Raw genomic sequence first — 17730 nt, forward strand, 5'->3', positions numbered from 1 at the left:
GCTGGTGCGGCATGGGCCGAGCGAAGCGAGGCTGGTGCCCGTGCGGAGCACGGCAGCGGTGAGGAACGAACCGCTGGTGCGGCGAGGGACGAGCCGCGCGCCTCACAGGCGGAACACTCCGTAACCCTCAGCGCCCTTGACGGCGCGGGTGTTGATGGCCGACAGGCAGATTCCGAGGATCGTGCGGGTGTCGCGGGGGTCGATGACGCCGTCGTCGTAGAGCATCCCGGACGTGAAGTAAGCCAGTGACTCCTTCTCGATCTGCTCCTCGATGAAGGCACGCATCTGCGCGTCGCCCTCCTCGTCGTAGGGCTGCCCCTTGGACTCCGCCGCGCCGCGCGCGACGATCGAGATGACGCCGGCCAGCTGGGCCGGGCCCATCACAGCAGACTTGGCATGGGGCCAGCTGAACATGAAGCGAGGGTCGTAGGCGCGACCGCTCATGCCGTAGTGTCCCGCGCCGTACGAGGCGCCGATCACGATCGAGATGTGCGGGACGGTGGAGTTCGACACGGCGTTGATCATCTGCGCGCCGTGCTTGATGATGCCGCCCTGCTCGTACTCAGCACCCACCATGTAGCCGGTCGTGTTGTGAAGGAAGAGCAGGGGCGTGTCGGTCTGGTTGGCCAGCTGGATGAACTGCGCGGCCTTCTGCGCCTCTTGGCTGAACAGCACGCCCTGGGCGTTGGCCAAGATGCCGATCGGGTGGCCGTGCAGCTGGGCGAAGCCGGTGACCAGCGACGATCCGTACAGCGGCTTGAACTCGTCGAATTCAGAAGCGTCCACCAGACGGGCGATCACCTCGCGCGGGTCGAAGGGGATCTTCAGGTCGATCGGCACGATGCCGAGCAGCTCCTCGGCGTCAAGGACCGGCTCGGCGTAGGTGGGCTCGGGGACCGTCCCGCCCTTGCGCCAGTTGAGGCGCTTGACGATCGAGCGGCCCAGCCGGATCGCGTCACGCTCGTCGACCGCGAGGTAGTCGGCCAGGCCGGAGGTACGAGCGTGCATCTCTGCTCCACCGAGCGACTCGTCGTCGGACTCCTCGCCCGTGGCCATCTTGACCAGCGGCGGGCCGCCGAGGAACACCTTGGCGCCCTCCTTGACCATGACGACGTAGTCGCTCATGCCGGGTACGTAGGCGCCGCCGGCGGTGGAGTTGCCGAACACGAGGGCCACCGTCGGGCGGCGGTCCGCACTGGCCTGGGTGATGCTGCGGAACGAGCCGCCGCCGGGGATGAAGATGTCCTTCTGGGTGGGAAGGTCAGCGCCGCCGGACTCGACCAGGTTGATGGTGGGCAACCCGCACTCGCGGGCGATCTGCGCGGCCCGGTGTCCCTTTTTCAGGGTGCTCGGGTTGGACGCGCCGCCCTTCACGGTGGGGTCGTTGGCGACGATCATGCACTCGACGCCCTCGACCACCCCGATGCCCGTGACCAGGGAGGCGCCGACGGTGAAGTCGGTGCCCCACGCGGCGAGGCTGGACAGCTCCAGGAACGGGGCATCAGTGTCGAGCAGCAGCTCGATGCGCTCGCGGGCGGTCAGCTTGCCGCGGGCGTGGTGACGCTCGACATAGCGCTCACCGCCACCAGCTAGCGCCTGAGTGTGCTGCTCGGCGAGGTCCGCGACGCGCTCAAGCATCGCGGCGCGGTTGGTCGCGTACGTCTCGCTTGTGGTGTCGACGGTCGTCCTGGTCATCGGCCTGCCCTTGTCATCTCAGTAGCCCAACAGCTTCGCGGCGAGGTCCTTCATGACCTCGGTGGCACCGCCGCCAATGCCGAGGATGCGCGCATCTCGGTAATGGCGGTCGATCTCGCTCTCGCGCATGTAGCCCATGCCGCCGAAGATCTGCACGGCCTCGTGCACCACGTGCTCGACACAGGCGACCGACTGGTTCTTGGCCACCACAGCGTCGAGGATCAGCGAGGGATCGGTCTTGGGTGTGTCCAGCGAACGCTCGACCGCCCGCCTGGTGAGGGCACGCGCCGCCTCGGTGCGTGAGTGCATCTCGACCAGCTTGTGCCGGATCACCTGTCGGGTGATCAGTGGTCTGCCGAACGTGTCGCGCTCGCGGGCGTAGGCCACCGCCAGATCGAGGGCGCGCTGGGCCGTCGCGTACGACTGCACCGCCAGGGCAAGTCGCTCGCCCACGAACTGCTGCATGACGAGGTAGAACCCGCCATTCTCCTCGCCGACCAGATTCTCGGCGGGCACCCGCACGTCGTCGAAGCTGAGTTCGGCAGTGTCCGAGCAGTGCCAGCCCATCTTCGACAGGCGCTGGCTGACGGTGAAGCCGGCCGAGTCCTTGTCGATCACCAGCAGGCTGATGCCACTGTGACCGTCGTCGCCGGTGCGGACCGCCGTCGTGACGAAGTCGGCGCGGACGCCAGAGGTGATGAAGGTCTTGGCCCCGTTGACCACGTAGTGGTCTCCATCGCGCACGGCGCGGGTGCGCAGACTGGCCACGTCGGATCCGGCACCGGGCTCGGTGATGCCGAGCGAGCCGATCATCTCTCCGGCCAGGGTTGGCCGGACGTAGCGGTCGATGAGGGCATCATCGCCGCTGGCGATGATGTGGGGCACCGCGATGCCGTGGGTGAAGAGGCTGGCCTGCAGGCCGGTGGACCCGCCGGCGGCGAGCACCGCCTCCGTGCTGATGGAGGCGTCGACCAGATCGCCGCCGTCCCCGCCCACCTCCTCGGCGAAACCGATGGCCAGGAAGCCGGCCTCGGCCGCGATGCGGTGCAGCTCGCGCGGGAGCTCGCCGTCGTCCTCCCACTGCGGCAGGTGTGGCGTGATCTCCGCGCGGGTGAAATCCTCGACGGCGGTGCGCAAGGCCCTGCGCTCGGGGGTGTCCCAGATGGTCATGGCGCAGAGTCCTCACGCTGCAGCAGGTCCTCGGGAATGGAGACGACGCGGGCCCGAAGCCACTCGCCGAGCGCCTTGGCCTGCGGGTCGAGTCGGGTCGAGGACGACACTCCCTCGCCCAGCAGGCCGTGGATCACGATGTTGAGACCACCGAGATTGGGCAGCGGGTGGACGTCGATGTCCAGGCCGGCCGCCTCCGGCAGGAGCGTCCGGATGGTGGTGTCGTCGAGCAGGTCGATCAACCACGCGACCGCATCGGTCCGACGGGGATGACCCGCGGGAATCCAGACGCCGATGTTCGCGTCGCCCCCCTTGTCGCCCGATCGGGCGTACGCAACCTCGCCGAGTGGTGCCCGGATTCCGGCGGCGGACCCGTCCTGACGGTTCTTCGGCGGGTCGACGCGTTCAAGCGTGTCACTGAGTGAGTTGTCACCCGTGATCGGCGGCGGGTCGATGGACTCGCGACGACCGTCAGCGTGCACGACGACGTGCGGCACATCGGCCTGGGGCAGATGCTCGGCGCGGTAGACCCCGACGGGGGTGCCCCCGGCGGGTGGGCGGGACACCGTGAAGCCCGGGTACGAGGCGAGCGCCACCTGCACGGCCGCGTCGCTGAAGGCCCGACCGACGGGCTCGGGCTGGGCGCTGCGGACGTCGCACCGCAGCAGCGAGGTGGCCTGCGCCTGAGTCTGCGGATCGAACACGTCGGTGCGGTCGAGGTGCCACACCACCTCGTCGGGTGGCAGCGCGGCGAGCGCCGCTTCCATCTGGGTGGTGATCCAGGCCGCCTTGGCCGGAATGTCCAGCCCGGTGAGCAGAAATTCCACACCGTTGCGGAAGCCGCCGAGGGCGTTCAGACACACCTTCGTGGTCGCCGGCGGCGCGGAACCGACGACTCCGCTGATGCGCACGCGGTCGGACGACTCCTGGTCGACAGCAATGCTGTCCAGGTGGGTCGAGACGTCGGGGTTGAGGTAGATCGGCCCCTGGATCTCGTACACCAGCTGGGCGATGACGGTGTCTGGCGTGACCGCTCCGCCGTGCTCCTCGTGCTTGGTGATCACGCAGCTGCCGTCGGCGTCGATCTCTGCGATGGGAAAGCCGAGCGGACGACTGGTGTCCAGCCCGGTGAAGCCAGCGAAGTTGCCTCCCGTGGCCTGGGTGCCGCACTCGATGACGTGCCCAGCCACGACCGCACCGGCCAGCTGGTCCAGGTCGTCGCGGCTCCAGCCGTGATGCGAGATCGCAGGCCCGACCACGACCGAGGCGTCGGTGACCCGTCCCGTGACGACGATGTCGGCACCGGCGTCCAGCGCCGCGGCGATGCCAAAGGCGCCCAGATAGGCATTCGCGGTGAGTGCCGAGCCGAGCCCGTCGGACAGCTCGCGCACGTCGTCGCCCTCGACATGGGCGATGGAGAGGGTGAGCCCCTGCTCGGCGGCGATCTCCCGCAGCTTCTCGGCCAGACCAGCTGGGTTCAGTCCGCCGGCATTGGTCACGATCCTCACGCCGCGCTCCTGCGCCAGCGCCATGCAGTCAGTCATCTGGCGCACGAACGTCTTGGCGTAGCCGAGCGTCGGGTCCTTCATGCGGTCGCGGCCCAGGATCAGCATGGTCAGCTCGGCGAGGTAGTCCCCCGTGAGGTAGTCCAGCTCGCCGCCCTCCAACATCTCGCGCATCGCCGACAGGCGATCCCCGTAGTAGCCAGAGCAGTTTCCGACGCGCATCAGCGATCCGCCATCCCTCGGTCGGCAGGCCGCTCGGAGAGGCGCTGCGGGTCGTTGCCGGGCAGCCCGGCGAAGGTCTGCACGATGTCGAGCCAGTCCTCTGCGGCCGGTCCCTCGGCCTGCACGTCGACGTCATGGCGGTGCCGGCGACGGGTGGCGAGAAGCCCAAAGTCCCACGCATCGCCGGTCACCCGGTCGGCCGCATCCGCCGGGCCCCAGGCCCAGGCCTCACCGCTCGGCGAGGTGAGCTCGACGCGCACCTCGGCCGCGGGAGCCTCACGGCCGCGCATCAGGAAGGCGAACCCACGCGTGCGAACACCGAGGTGGCACACGTGCCGGACGCGCTCAGTGCGGGGCACCTCAATTCCCAAGGACTCGGCCACGTCGTGGCTGTGCGCCCATGTCTCCATGAAGCGGGCGGTCGCCATCGAGGTCGAGCTCATCGGCGGGCCGAACCATGGAATTTTCTGACCGTCAGGGACTCCACGCAGCGCCCGCGCGAGCTCGGCCCGACCAGCGCGCCACGCGGCAAGCAGGTCAACCGGTGGGGTGAGCGACAGGCGTTCGGCCTCTGTGTCGACGAATCCGGTCGGATCGGCCGCGGCGGTCGCCATCAAAGCGTCGAATGGTTCTCCTCCGGCGATCGCGACCAACGACGCATCGTCGGTCCAGTACAGGTGGGCCACCTGGTGGGCCACGGTCCAGCCTTCATCGGTCGTGACGGTGGACCAGTCAGCCGCATTCAGGTTGCCGAGCCAACCGTCGAGCTGCTCACTCTCGGCTGTCAGGTCATGCAGCACGTCGTCCAGCACGGTCATGAGATCTCCAGGGCGGTGTCGAGGGTGGAGGCATAGGCGTCGAGCACCGAGCCGCGTCGAGCGGCGTCGTCGCTCAGCGAGTTGGCGAGGCCGAGGCCGCGCAGGAGGTCGAGCGTGGCCTGCACCAGACGGCGGTTGTCGCCGATCGACTCGTCGACGCCGAACAGCTCCAGAGCCCAGGCATGGGTCTCGCGGCCGACTCGACGCTCCAGCGGCGCCACCGCATCACGCAGGTCTGGGTCGGTGCGGGCGGCCACCCACAGCTCGAGCGCTGCAGCAAAGATCGGGGAGGTGAACTGCTGGCTCAGGATCTCGAGCACCGCGCGGGTGCGACCGGTGGCCGGCAGGTCTCTTGCGGCCTGTCGCATGTCGTCGCGACGTCGCTCGGTGAGGTGCTCGACCGCAGCGACCACGAGCGCCTGCTTGGTCGGGAAGTGGTGCAGCTGCGCTCCCCGGCTTACGCCGGCTCGCTGGCTGACCAGCGTCGTGGTGGTGCCGGACCAGCCGACCTCAACCAGCGAATCGACCGTCGCCTCGAGGAGCCGCTGCCGCATGAGGCGGGTTCGCTCGGTCTGGGTCACCCGCTCGCGGGTCTCCGGCTGAGAGGTCACCCACTCAGCATGGGACCTCAAGAACAAACAGTCAACCCTGCTTTTATCTACTCAGGCCAGAACATCGATCACGACGCGGCCGCGAACCTGGCCGTCGAGGATCTCGGCGGCCAGCCTCGGCACGTCCGACAACGGCTCCACGACCGAGAGCGAATTCAACGTGGCCGGCGGCAGATCACGGGCGAGGCGCTGCCAGGCCTTCTCGCGCAGAGCCTGCGGTGCGCTGACCGAGTCGACGCCCAGCAGTCCGACACCACGCAGAATGTGCGGGAGCACCGTGGCATGTGGCATTCCGGGCGACTCGACCAGCCCGCAGGCGGCAACCGCTCCGCCGTAACGCGTCTGAGCGAGCACGTTGACCAGCGTGGAGCCACCGACGGAGTCGATGGCTGCGTCCCAGCGTTCCTTGCCCATCGGTCGCCCGTCGCCTTGGAGCTCGGCGCGCTCGATGAATGCTGACGCGCCCAGCGACGTCAGGTAGTGGTGGGTCTCGGGGCGCCCTGTCGCGGCGACGACCACGTGCCCTGCGGCCGAGGCGAGCGCGACGGCGACCGATCCGACTCCGCCGGCAGCGCCGGTCACCAGCACCTCGGACCCCGCAGCAATACCCCACCGGTCGAGGGCATCGAGGCAGAGGGCCGACGTGTACCCGGCGGTACCGATCGCCATGGCATCGCGGGTCGAGAACGCCTCGGGGATGCGGACCAGCCACTCAGGCTTGACCCGCTGGTAGCGGGTGTAGCCGCCTGACTGCGTCTCGGACATACCCCATCCGTTGACCACCACGCGATCACCGGCCGACCACGCAGGATCGATGCTCTCGACCACGGTCCCGGCCAAGTCGGCTCCGGCGATCAGCGGCGTCGTGCGGGCCATCTTCTGCGGGCTCGCCACGACCAGGCCGTCCTTGTAGTTCAGCGACGAGAACTCGACCTCGACCAGCACGGCGTGATCGGGCAGATCGGCGGTGGTGAGGTCGCGGAACGAAGCGGTCTGCCCGGACTCGGAGTCTTCGACGACCAGGGCGCGAAAGCTGTCACTCATGCCTGCGAGTGTGGCACGGGATCAGGAGGCGCGATCGGTCGCGACGGTCTCGCCGACCATGGTCTCGATGTGCGCGTGCGGGTCGACGACCGGCACCTCGTCGAGGTCGCCGATGACCCTTCGGGCGAAGTCCGCCGCCAGCTGGAGGGCCAGCTCGCTCTCGGGCAGCGCCTTGCCGAGCACGGGGAACGCATGCACCTGCTTGCGCCACAGGTGCGTCTCCACCTCGACGCCGTGGGCGGTCAGTGCCAGGGCCATGGCCTCGACCTCCGGGCGAAGAATCTCGTCCTCGACGGCCACGAGGAATGTCGGTGAGGTGATGCGATCAGTGGCGTCGAGCGGCGAGATCTCCCCCTCCATGCGGGCACCATCGGGCATCCACCGCGTGCGCATCTGGGTGATCTTGGCCAGCGGCAGGTAGGCGTCTCGGGCGCGGATGACCCGCTGGACGTCCTTGTCGAACCGATCGGGATCCAGGCTCAGCAGCGGGGAGAAACCTATGACGCCGGCCGGCGGGGTGAGGCCGCGCAGCGAGGCGATCTCGGCGACCTTCATCGCGAGGTAGCCTCCGGCGGAGTCGCCGGCGACAACGATCTTGTCGGGGTGGGCACTCATGTCCAGCAGCGCCGCATAAGCCGTGATGGCATCGGCCACCGAGTCCGCCACGGTGCCTTCGGGCAGCTGGACGTAGTCGACCGAGATGACGGTGGCGCCGCTCTTGCGGGCGAGCCGCTCGCAGACGCGGCGATGCGACTCCAGGCCACAGGAGAAGAACCCGCCACCGTGGAGGTACAGGATCGTGAGGTCGGTGTCGGGGCCGTGGCGGTGCGTGAGCGACTCGACCGGGACCCCCCCGAGCTCGAAGCGCACCGGCTCGACGTACCGCGAGCGCCGGCGGAGGGCCGAGAGCCTCTCGGTGCGCCGCATCCAGACGATGGTGCGGTCGCTGACCGGGGCGATGTGCAGCAGTGGTTTGAGCATCAGACGCGCTGCACGCTGCACGACCCGCGAGCGCCAGCTGACCGACTCGTGCACCACGGCGCTGTCGTAGACGACCTTCATGGGAGCGCGCGACATCCGCGGCAGCTCCACCCGACGAATCCGCGCGGGGGCGGACACGATGCCGAGGAGCGCGGCCGCGCGATTGACGAGTGCAGTGATCCACATGCCCTCGACGATACTCGCGGTCCGTGCTGCCGCCAAGTGGCCTGCGTCGCATTTGCGCAGGTCAGGGGATGTTCAGTCGGCTGTGAAGCGGGCGTCGACCTCGACGCGGACGACGATGTCGTCGGGTGTGATGTTCAGCTCCGCGCCTGATCCGGTGGCGTCGGCGGCCATCGCGAAGCGGGGCGCACCGGAGGCGCCGAGAGCCTCGCCGAGCATGCCGGGGTCGGCGAACTGCTGAGCGACGACCTTGCCCTTGCGGACCGCGTTGGCGAACACCTGGGCCTTCTGCACCGCATCATCGACGGCGGCCTTGCGGACCTCCGCCTCGTAGCCGCGCCGATTCTTGGCGCTGACGTCCCAGGTCACGTGGGCGATCTCGACGCCGACGCGCCCTGACCAGTAGTCGAGGAAGCCGCTCATGCGTTCGAAGTCGCCAAATTCCGCGCGCACCTCGATGCGAGCCACGTGGTGCACCTCCTGGCGCGTGCCGTCCGGCGAGTACGGCCGGTGGCTGAAGACGCGTACCTGGTCACACGACCACGCCATGACCGCGCGGCGGTCGTGCAGCTCCTGCAGCTGGCTGGCCAGTGGCTCCTGCACTGCGACAGCGTCCTGGAAGACTTCCGTCTTGTCGGTGCCCTCGATGGCCACGGCCATCGAGATCAGTGCTCGTTCAGCTGGGTATCGCTCTTCGGCCGATCCGCGCACCGTGATGTCCAGCGTCATGCGGACCAGTGTGCCGCATGACACCTGCCACCCGGGCAGACTCTGATCAGACGCCGTCGATTGCGGTATATTCCACATAGTCAGGTTATCTGAAATCAGGAGCTCTCATGCCGTCCACTCCCCGTGCCCGCGATCCCCGTCACGTCCATGACGCCGTCATCATCGGCACCGGATTTGGCGGCATGGGTGCGGCGATCCAGCTGCACCGTGACGGCTTCGACGATCTGGTGATGCTGGAGCGCGAGGACGACCTGGGTGGCACCTGGCACGTCAACCGCTATCCCGGTCTGGCCGTCGACATCCCGTCGTCGACCTACTGCTACTCCTTTGAGCCCAATCCCTCGTGGTCACGGATGTACGCGCCCGGCGCCGAGCTCAAGGCCTACGCCAACCGCGTCGCCGATCGCTACGGCCTGCGCCGCCACATGCGCTTCCAGACCGCGGTCACCACGGCGCACTGGGACGAGGACGCCCAGACCTGGGCTGTCACGACCTCCGCCGGCGAGGAGTACCGGGCTCGGCTGATCTTCACCGCGACCGGATTCTTGTCCCAGCCCAAGATGCCCGACATCGAGGGCATCGATTCCTTCGCCGGCACCGTCGTGCACACCACCCGCTGGGACGACGCGATCGAGCTGGACGGCAAGCGCGCCGCCGTGATCGGCACCGGCGCCACAGCGGTCCAACTGATTCCGGAGATCGCTCCGCGCCTGGCCGAGCTGACGGTCTTTCAGCGCACCGCCATCTGGGTCACGCCCAAGAGCGACGCGGAGATCCCCGATCGGGTGAAAAAGCTCTACGCCCGAGTTCCGCTGACCCAGCGCGCCGTGCGCGGGATCGGCACCACGATCCTCGAGGCGATCATGGTCACCGGCGTGCTCAGATACAAGAAGGTGTCCTGGCTGAACCACCGTGTCGAGAAGTGGGCGCTCAGCCACCTGGAAGACCAGGTCGAGGATCCCGAGACCCGGCGCAAGCTGACCCCCGACTACTCCTTCGGGTGCAAACGTCCTACCTTCTCCAACACCTACTTCCCCACGTTCAACCGGTCGAACGTGCAGTTGGTGACCGACCCGATCGCGCGGATCGAGCCCGACGCGATCGTGACCGCTGACGGAAGCCGCACCGAGATCGACGTGCTCGTGCTGGCCACGGGATTCAACCTCTGGGACACCAACTTTCCTGCGTTCCAGATCATCGGCCGCGGCGGCCGCGACCTCGGAAGCTACTGGCGGGAGAATCGCTTCCAGGCCTACCAGGGCGTCAGCATTCCCGGCTTCCCGAACCTGATCTCGCTAAACAGCCCCTACTCGTACTCAGGCTTGTCATATTTCACGACGATCGAGTCGCAGATGCAGCACATGCACCGACTGCTCACGGAGGTGAAACGTCGCGAAGCCACGTCCTTCGAGATCAGCGAAGACGCCAATACCCGGTTCCTGGACGAGATGACCCGTCGCCTCGACGACTCGGTCTTCGTCAACGGCAGCTGCGGGACCTCGCGCAGCTACTACTTCAACCAGCACGGGGAGGCGACCCTGCTGCGTCCGACGTCGACGGTCAACGCCTTCCGCTCGCAGTCGCGCTTCCCGCTGGCTGACTACGCATTCGCGACACCACCGAACCACCAGCAGCCCACGTGAGGCCTTGTCTCACGGTGTGAGATCGGTAGCCCATTCCGCAAGACGGTGGCAGGCTCGTAGCCATACCGACCCATCAGGAGCCACAGCCATGAGCGAGAACTGGACTTTCGAGACCAAGCAGATCCATGCCGGCCAGGTGCCGGACCCCACGACTGGAGCCCGGGCGCTGCCGATCTACCAGACGACGTCGTATCAGTTCCGCGACACCCAGCACGCGGCCGACCTGTTCGGCCTCGCCGAGCCGGGCAACATCTACACGCGCATCATGAACCCGACCCAGGACGCGGTCGAACAACGCATCGCCGCGCTCGAGGGGGGCGTGGGCGCACTGCTGGTCGCATCCGGCCAGGCTGCCACGACCGGAGCCCTGACCAACGTGGCTGAAGCCGGCGATCACGTCGTGGCGTCCGCAAGCCTCTACGGCGGCACCGACAGCCTGCTGCGCCACACCTTCCCGAAGCTCGGGATCGCCGTGACGTTCGTCGATGAGCCGAACGACCCCGACGCCTGGCGCGCCGCCGCCCAGGACAACACCAAGGCATTCTTCGGCGAGACCATCGGCAACCCCAAGGGAGACATTCTCGACCTCGAGGCCATCTCCGCCGTCGCCAAGGAGGTGGGTGTGCCGTTCATCGTCGACAACACGGTCGCGACGCCCTACCTGCTCAACCCGCTCAGGCATGGCGCTGACACCGTCGTCCACTCGGCCACCAAGTACCTCGGTGGACACGGCACCGCCATCGCCGGCGTCGTGGTCGATGGCGGCACGTTCGACTACGCGGCTCATGGCGACAAGTTCCCGGGCTTCACCACCCCCGATGCGAGCTATCACGGCTTGGTGTTCGCTGATGCGCTCGGACCAGCTGCGTACATCGCCAAGCTGCGCGTGCAGTACCTGCGCAACGTCGGCCCGGCGGCCTCTCCGTTCAACGCGTTCTTGATCGCTCAAGGCCTGGAGACGTTGAGCCTGCGAATCGAGCGTCACATCGAGAACACGCGCGCCGTGGCCGAGTGGCTCGCCGCTCGCGAGGACGTCTCGAAAGTCACGTGGGCCAGCCTCGACGGCAATCCGTACAAGGAGCTCGCGGACAAGTACGTCCCGAAGGGCTCGGGCGCCGTGCTGACCTTCGAGCTGCCCGGTGGCATCGAGGCCGGCAAGGCCTTCATCGACTCGTTGGAGCTTTTCAGCCACGTCGCTAACATCGGTGACGTGCGCAGCCTCGCCATCCACCCCGCCAGCACGACCCACTCGCAGGGCACGCCCGAGGAGCACGCTGCGGCTGGCGTGACTCCCGGCTTGGTGCGTCTGGCGGTCGGCATCGAAGGAATCGAAGACATCCTTGCCGATCTCGACGCCGGGTTGCGCGCCGCGAAGTGACGACCACAGCCCGCGTGGATCCTCTGCTCGTCACGGGTGCGTGGCGAGCGGGGGATCCCGTCGGCGATCGTCAATTCGCCGACATCGGCGCACTGACGTTGGAGTCGGGCACGACGTTGCCCGACGTGCGCCTGGCGTTCGAGACCTGGGGGACGCTCACCACCACGCCCGAGGGCGGCAGCAACGCCGTCCTGGTCCTGCACGCCCTGACCGGCGACTCCCACCTCCTTGGCGGGGTCGGGCCCGGGCATCCGAGCCCCGGCTGGTGGGATGCCGTCGTCGGGCCTGGTCAGGCGATCGACACCGACCGCTTCTTCGTGGTCGCAGCCAACCTGCTGGGTGGCTGTCAGGGCTCGACCGGACCTGCCAGCCTGAACCGTCACGACCTGCCCTGGGGCGGGTCGTTTCCGGCGTTGACGGTGCGTGACCAGGTGGCCGCCGAGGTGGCGCTGGCCGATCAGCTCGGCATCGACCGCTGGCACGGAGTGATCGGCGGTTCGGCCGGCGGCATGCGTGCGCTGGAATGGGCTGTGGAACATCCCGCACGCGTGGATCGCCTGCTGCTGCTGGCCACCTCCGCGGCAGCATCCGCCGAGCAAATCGCCTGGTCGCGCACGCAGGTGGCCGCGATCCAGGCCGACCCGGCCTATGCCGATGGCAACTACTACGACGCGGCCCGCGGTCCGGTCGCTGGCCTGGATCTGGCCCGCCGCATCGCCCACATCGCCTATCGCAGCGAGGCTGAGCTGGATCAGCGGTTTGGGCGGCAGGTGCAGGACGACGGCCGTTGGGCGGTTGATTCCTACCTGCAGCACCACGGAGCCAAGCTGATTGCCCGCTTTGACGCAAACTCCTACATCGTGCTGACCTCGGCGATGGACAGCCACGACGTCGCCCGCGGACGCGGTGACCTGGCAACCGCGCTCGCTCGCATCTCGGCGCGCACGATCGTTGCAGGCATCGACTCCGATCGCCTGTACCCGCTGCACCAGCAACAGCAGCTCGCCGACCTCATCTCGACGTCCGGCCCGCTGCGGGTGGTCCAGTCACCACACGGCCACGATGGTTTCCTGGTCGAGTCCGACCAGGTCGGCGCGCTCCTGCGGGACTTGCTGGGCTGACCCGCTAGAGGGTGTGGCGACGAGAGACCGCGTCGTAGAACGCCGTCGACTCCTTGCGCCACAACAGCGCCAGGACGGCGGCCGCGAGGAACAGCTGGGTGGCCGACACCAGCAGGCTCAGCGAGTCGTACTGCTCGCCTGCAAGACCGACCGCGAAGAACACGGCGTTCAGGCCGCTCAGCACGGAGGCGACGATGCGCGCCCACGCGCGACCCTGACGGTTCTTCACGGCCATCCAGACCCAGACGGCCGCACCCAACACCCCCATCGCCACCGCGAAGGTGATGCCCACGGCAATGGCGGTGTCGACCAGGTCGTCGCTGATCTGCGGATCCGCCTCGCGCATCTGCTGGGCCATGCGGATGGTGAACGATCCGTACGTGGCCAGGCTGGCGATGACTGACAACACGCTGACCACCGCGCCGGCCCACATCAAGCGCACCGCGAGCACCATCGACAACGGCGGATCCAGGTCTGGCTGCGGGACGCCGGACGGCTCAGCGGGCTCTGGGGGAGTGCTGGTCATGATTCCCTCCGTTGACGATGATGACTGTGCGGCATCACCCTACGTGCGCCCGGGTGTTGGACGACCTGACCGATCAGACCATGCGGCGCACGACGCCCAACGGCGCATGCTTCATGACCTGACCGAGAGGCGCCCAGGGCCATGTCGGGATAGCAGCGTCGACCACTTCACGTTCGATGGCCTTCACCAGGGCGCGCGAGCCGGTCTCGGTGTCGACCATGAGGCGAGCCTCCTGCTCGATGCCCTCGTTCATCTCCGAGGCGATGTAGCCGGGGAACAGCGTGGTGACCTTGATGTCATGGTCCTTGCGGCCGAGCAGGTCAGCCCGGATGCCCTCGGCGAGGTGCGCGACACCAGCCTTGGTGGCGGCGTACGTCGCCATCGACGACGGCATGCCACGCATCGCTGACATCGACGAGATCATCACCAGGTGGCCGGCCTTGCGCTCGTAGAAGTGCTTCATGGCCGCCTCGCACTGGGCGAGCGCAGCGACGAAGTTGGTCTGGGCAGTCTGCAGATTGGCCTCAAACTTGCCGGTGCCGATGCGTCCGCCCTTGCCGAGACCAGCGTTGACGATGACTCGATCGAGACCGCCGAGCTCGGTGATTGCCTCTGTGAACACGGCGAACACCCGGTCGTGATCCGTGACGTCCAGTCCGTGCACCGACACGGCGATGCCGGGGTGGGCCGCCAGCAGCTCGTCTCGGAGCGTCTCGAGGCGGTCGACCCGTCGGGCCGTGAGGGCCAGGTGATGGCCCTTCTCGGCCAGCACGCGGGCCATGCCCGCTCCCAGACCCGAGCTTGCTCCGGTGATCAGCACGTTCTTGCGCATGTCAGTCCCTCCGAACCCATCTGAACAGCCGCCATGGCCATCACTCAGATACTAACGGTATCCGAAGGTGGTGCGCGGGCGCGCTCGGTCTCAGCGAAAGCTGAGCATGTCCGACGGGATGTGGGTGTGCTCGTTGAAGGCGAGCAGGCGGCGGCCACCCCGACCGACGATCACGGTGGTCACGCTGGCGTTGATCACCACCCGGTTCACGGCGATGAACAGCGAGTCGTCGCCGACCAGCAGGTGCGAGGCGACCAGTCCGATGGGGCCGCCGGAAGTGAAGACGGCCACCGACTTGCCGGAGCCGGCCTCCTCAGTGGCGGCGTCGAGCGCACCAAGGACGCGGGCTCGGAAGAGATCGAACGGCTCGGGCCCAGGAACCCCGCCGGAGACCCATTCGGTCAGTCGAGCGTCGAGGGTGGCCTGGAAGGTCCTCGCGTCGGTGGGTCGTGCGGCTGGGTCGGTCGCGTCCGCAAGACCGAGGTGGTCGTACTCGTTCCATCTGGCGTCGACGTCGTACAGGTCGCCGTCGATGGCGTCGATGGCCGCGACCGCGGTCTGGGCGTGCCGCTTCATCGAACCAGAGACCGACCAGGTGGGACGGAAACCGCCCGCCTCCCACGAGGTGCCTAGGGCGGCGGCCTGCCGGTAGCCGAGATCGGACAGCTGGTCGTAGTCGTCGCTGCCCCACGAGGCCTGCCCGTGCCGCACCAGATGGATTGCTCCCACGTCAGGGAGGCTATCGGCACACGAAAGGGCCGGCCGCCCCGGAGGAGACGACCGGCCCTTTCGCAGATGATCACGCAGGAGGCATGAGCACCGAGTCGATCAGGTAGACCGTGGCGTTGGCAGTTGCGACGCCGCCACAGATGACGTTGGCGCTGCTGTCACCCACGGTGATCTTGTCGCCGGAGCCGGAAACCTTGAGGTCGGCGCCGTTGACGGTCTTGAAGGTGCCGTCGATGTCCGCAGGCGCGATCCGTCCGGGGATGACGTGGTACGTCAGCACGCTGGACAGGGTCTCTGCACCCTCGGGGGTACCGAGCGTCTCGACGGTCTCCTTCGGCAGCTTCGCGAAGGCGTCGTCGACCGGCGCGAACACGGTGAACTCGCCACCGTTGAGCGTGTCGACCAGGTCGACGTCGGGGTTGAGCTCACCGGAGACCGCGGCGGTCAGGGTCTTCAGCAGCGGGTTGTTGCTGGCGGCCGTGGCGACCGGGTCCTGTGACATGCCCGAGACCGAGCCGGCACCGTCGGGGACAGCAGCGGCGTAGTCAGCGCAGCCGGCGCCCACGAGATCGGCGGCCGGATCAGCGGCGTCGTCGGGGGCAGCGGAGGTGTTCTCATCGGCTGGAGCGTCAGTCGCATCGTCCGAACCGCAGGCTGCGGTGAACAGTGACAGAGAGGCAACCGCGGCAACGGCGAAGCTCTTCGTGGTCGTACGCATGATGTTTCTCCTTGTGTTGGGGTGTGATGCTTATTCGACGCGGAACTGGACGCTGTGCCAGCCGGTCGTGCCGTTCGGGCGGATGCGTGCCCGATCGGACGTCTGTGTCTCGCCGTCCTTGTTGGTGGCTCGGACGGTGAGCTTGTGGTTGCCCGAGGTGAGTCCGGACGAGGCGAAGGACCACTGACGCCAGGTCTCGACGGTGTCCTCGGTGGCGAGGGTGGCGTCCTGCCAGTCGTCGTTGTCGACCTTGACCTCCACCTTCTCGATGCCGGAGATCTGGGCCCAGGCGACGCCGCCGAACTTCACGGTGCCGGCCTTGAAGGTCTGGAACGAGGTCGGGACGTCGATGCGCGAGGAGAACTTGATCGGCGCCTCGGCGTCGTAGTCGCGGGTCGTCCAGTAGGCCTTGAAATCAGCGAATCGGGTGACCTCGATGTCAGTCAGCCACTTGGTGGCCGAGACGTAGCCGTACAAGCCGGGGACGACGACGCGTGCCGGAAAGCCGTGCACCAGCGGGAGGGGCTCGCCATTCATGCCGATGGCGATCATCGAGCTGCGCTCATCGGTCCAGGTGTCGAGCGGAGAGCCGCAGGTCCAGCTGTCGGCGCTCGTGGTCTTGATGGCATCGGCGCCAGCCTTGACTCCCGCCATCTCCAGCAGGGTCTTGGTCTCCACACCGAGCCAGACGGCGTTGCCCACGTACGGGCCGCCGACCTCGTTCGAGACGCAGGTCAGCGTGACGCGGTGCTCGACCAGATCCATGTCCAGGATGTCGCGGTAGGAGAGGTTGAGCTCCTGGTCGACCATCCCGTGGATGCGCAACGACCAGTTCTCGGCCGGCACGTCGGGGACGCTCAACGCGGTGTCGATGCGGTAGAAGTCACGGTTGGGGGTGATGAACTTGCTGACACCGTCGACGTCGACCTGGACACCAGCCGGAACAGGCGGTGCCGGGCGGGCAGCCGGCGGAAGCGTGATGTTGGCTCGAGACTCCTTGGCGGCAGCGCCGCCGAAGACCCGGGTCAACCCTCCACCGATAGCAGCAACGGCGGCCACGCCAAGCGCACCGATCAGGAAGGCTCGACGCTCGAAGCCGTCGGTGGAGCCGAGCTCACCCTTGACGACACCCATCCGGCGCAGCAGATACGTCATCACCGCGATGGCGACGAGGGCGGTGAGCAGCGTCGGCAGCAGCACGATGATGCGATTCGCGGTGGCCGTGCGATCGAAGAGCGCGGCCAGGAAGGCGATGAGTCCGAAGGCGCCCATGGCGCCGATGGCCACACGAGGCTTCGTGACGCCGATGGCGCCGGCGACTGCAGCGACGATGGCCAAGGTGACGACGACGCCGCCGATCAGCACGGGCTTGTCGGCCGTGCCGAACTGTTCGACCGCGAAATCTTTCAGGAACGGCGGGGCGAAGTCGATCGCCCGATTGCCGACCGAGTTGATCGGGGTGGGGACACCGGTGAAGAGCTTGGCGAGCAACGTTCCCAGGGCGAGGCCGATGGCCGCCGCGAGAAAGCCGGACAACGCGCCGGCCCAACGAGGCGCAGTGCCCGTGGTCTCGTGTGTTTCGGTTGCCATGTCGCTCACACCACCCATTCGCCGCCCGGGAGTCGGCGGATGGGTCGAACCTACAAGTTTCTTCTGAGTTCCACCGATTGCGCAGGTCAGAGCGCAAAAATCAGTTGACGAAGGTGACCGATTCGGAGATCGGGACGCGGTGCGACATGAACTGTGCCGAGGGGTGAACGGGGTCGGCGTGGCCGAACGCGATGCCGCACACGATCATCCGGTCGGCCGGAATGTCGAACCACTC

16 protein-coding genes are annotated in these 17730 nt (G+C 67.7%); 3 read left to right on the forward strand and 13 right to left on the reverse strand.

From position 1 onward, the window contains the following. Nucleotides 1-102 precede the first annotated feature (102 nt). The 8 genes from WB508_RS00325 to WB508_RS00360 form a co-directional block, all read right to left on the reverse strand. On the reverse strand, nucleotides 103-1695 hold the full coding sequence (locus tag WB508_RS00325; protein WP_423842874.1) for an acyl-CoA carboxylase subunit beta: 1593 nt from the start codon (nucleotides 1693-1695) through the stop codon (nucleotides 103-105). 18 nt (nucleotides 1696-1713) lie between these two features. Continuing rightward, nucleotides 1714-2865, reverse strand: a complete 1152-nt coding sequence (locus WB508_RS00330) for an acyl-CoA dehydrogenase family protein (protein WP_423842875.1) — start codon at nucleotides 2863-2865, stop codon at nucleotides 1714-1716. Further along, nucleotides 2862-4592 (reverse strand): acyclic terpene utilization AtuA family protein, encoded by a 1731-nt coding sequence (locus WB508_RS00335; protein WP_423842876.1) that lies wholly within the window; start codon nucleotides 4590-4592, stop codon nucleotides 2862-2864. Before WB508_RS00335 ends, WB508_RS00330 begins: the two co-directional genes overlap by 4 nt. Continuing rightward, nucleotides 4592-5410, reverse strand: coding sequence for a TIGR03084 family metal-binding protein (locus tag WB508_RS00340; protein WP_423842877.1), 819 nt, complete (start codon nucleotides 5408-5410; stop codon nucleotides 4592-4594). Before WB508_RS00340 ends, WB508_RS00335 begins: the two co-directional genes overlap by 1 nt. After that, a complete protein-coding gene (locus WB508_RS00345) occupies nucleotides 5407-6021 on the reverse strand; it encodes a TetR/AcrR family transcriptional regulator (RefSeq protein ID WP_423842878.1) in 615 nt (204 codons plus the stop codon). Before WB508_RS00345 ends, WB508_RS00340 begins: the two co-directional genes overlap by 4 nt. 51 nt (nucleotides 6022-6072) lie before the next feature. Further along, nucleotides 6073-7065: an MDR family oxidoreductase gene (locus WB508_RS00350; RefSeq protein WP_423842879.1), complete on the reverse strand. Its 993-nt coding sequence runs from the start codon at nucleotides 7063-7065 to the stop codon at nucleotides 6073-6075. 21 nt (nucleotides 7066-7086) lie between these two features. Continuing rightward, on the reverse strand, nucleotides 7087-8232 hold the full coding sequence (locus WB508_RS00355; RefSeq protein ID WP_423842880.1) for an alpha/beta hydrolase: 1146 nt from the start codon (nucleotides 8230-8232) through the stop codon (nucleotides 7087-7089). Nucleotides 8233-8304: 72 nt separating this feature from the next. Then, on the reverse strand, nucleotides 8305-8958 hold the full coding sequence (locus tag WB508_RS00360; protein WP_423842881.1) for an SIMPL domain-containing protein: 654 nt from the start codon (nucleotides 8956-8958) through the stop codon (nucleotides 8305-8307). A 107-nt stretch (nucleotides 8959-9065) separates the two neighbouring features. On the opposite strand from WB508_RS00360, the gene WB508_RS00365 reads away from it, so the two are divergent. From WB508_RS00365 to metX, 3 genes are all read left to right on the forward strand, one after another. Next, nucleotides 9066-10601 (forward strand): flavin-containing monooxygenase, encoded by a 1536-nt coding sequence (locus WB508_RS00365; RefSeq protein WP_423842882.1) that lies wholly within the window; start codon nucleotides 9066-9068, stop codon nucleotides 10599-10601. Nucleotides 10602-10689: 88 nt separating this feature from the next. Then, nucleotides 10690-11979: a bifunctional o-acetylhomoserine/o-acetylserine sulfhydrylase gene (locus WB508_RS00370; protein WP_423842883.1), complete on the forward strand. Its 1290-nt coding sequence runs from the start codon at nucleotides 10690-10692 to the stop codon at nucleotides 11977-11979. 14 nt (nucleotides 11980-11993) lie between these two features. Next, the gene (metX, locus tag WB508_RS00375; RefSeq protein WP_423842884.1) at nucleotides 11994-13100 is read left to right on the forward strand and encodes a homoserine O-acetyltransferase MetX; all 1107 of its coding nucleotides are present in this window, start codon (nucleotides 11994-11996) and stop codon (nucleotides 13098-13100) included. A gap of 4 nt (nucleotides 13101-13104) precedes the next feature. Here metX and WB508_RS00380 read toward each other — a convergent pair whose 3' ends face one another. The 5 genes from WB508_RS00380 to WB508_RS00400 all read right to left on the reverse strand — a co-directional run bounded on the left by WB508_RS00380 (nucleotide 13105) and on the right by WB508_RS00400 (nucleotide 17495). Next, nucleotides 13105-13626, reverse strand: a complete 522-nt coding sequence (locus WB508_RS00380; RefSeq protein ID WP_423842885.1) for a hypothetical protein — start codon at nucleotides 13624-13626, stop codon at nucleotides 13105-13107. A gap of 73 nt (nucleotides 13627-13699) precedes the next feature. Next, entirely contained in the window at nucleotides 13700-14458 is a 759-nt protein-coding gene (locus WB508_RS00385) for an SDR family oxidoreductase (protein WP_423842886.1), read from the reverse strand. A gap of 90 nt (nucleotides 14459-14548) precedes the next feature. Beyond that, nucleotides 14549-15187: a histidine phosphatase family protein gene (locus tag WB508_RS00390; protein ID WP_423842887.1), complete on the reverse strand. Its 639-nt coding sequence runs from the start codon at nucleotides 15185-15187 to the stop codon at nucleotides 14549-14551. 70 nt (nucleotides 15188-15257) lie between these two features. Next, the gene (locus tag WB508_RS00395) at nucleotides 15258-15905 is read right to left on the reverse strand and encodes a fasciclin domain-containing protein (RefSeq protein ID WP_423842888.1); all 648 of its coding nucleotides are present in this window, start codon (nucleotides 15903-15905) and stop codon (nucleotides 15258-15260) included. Between the two features lie 30 nt (nucleotides 15906-15935). Beyond that, nucleotides 15936-17495, reverse strand: a complete 1560-nt coding sequence (locus WB508_RS00400) for a molybdopterin-dependent oxidoreductase (RefSeq protein ID WP_423842889.1) — start codon at nucleotides 17493-17495, stop codon at nucleotides 15936-15938. Nucleotides 17496-17730: the final 235 nt, after the last annotated feature.

It is taken from the genome of Aeromicrobium sp. (genome assembly GCF_049586495.1).
GTDB lineage: Bacteria > Actinomycetota > Actinomycetes > Propionibacteriales > Nocardioidaceae > Aeromicrobium.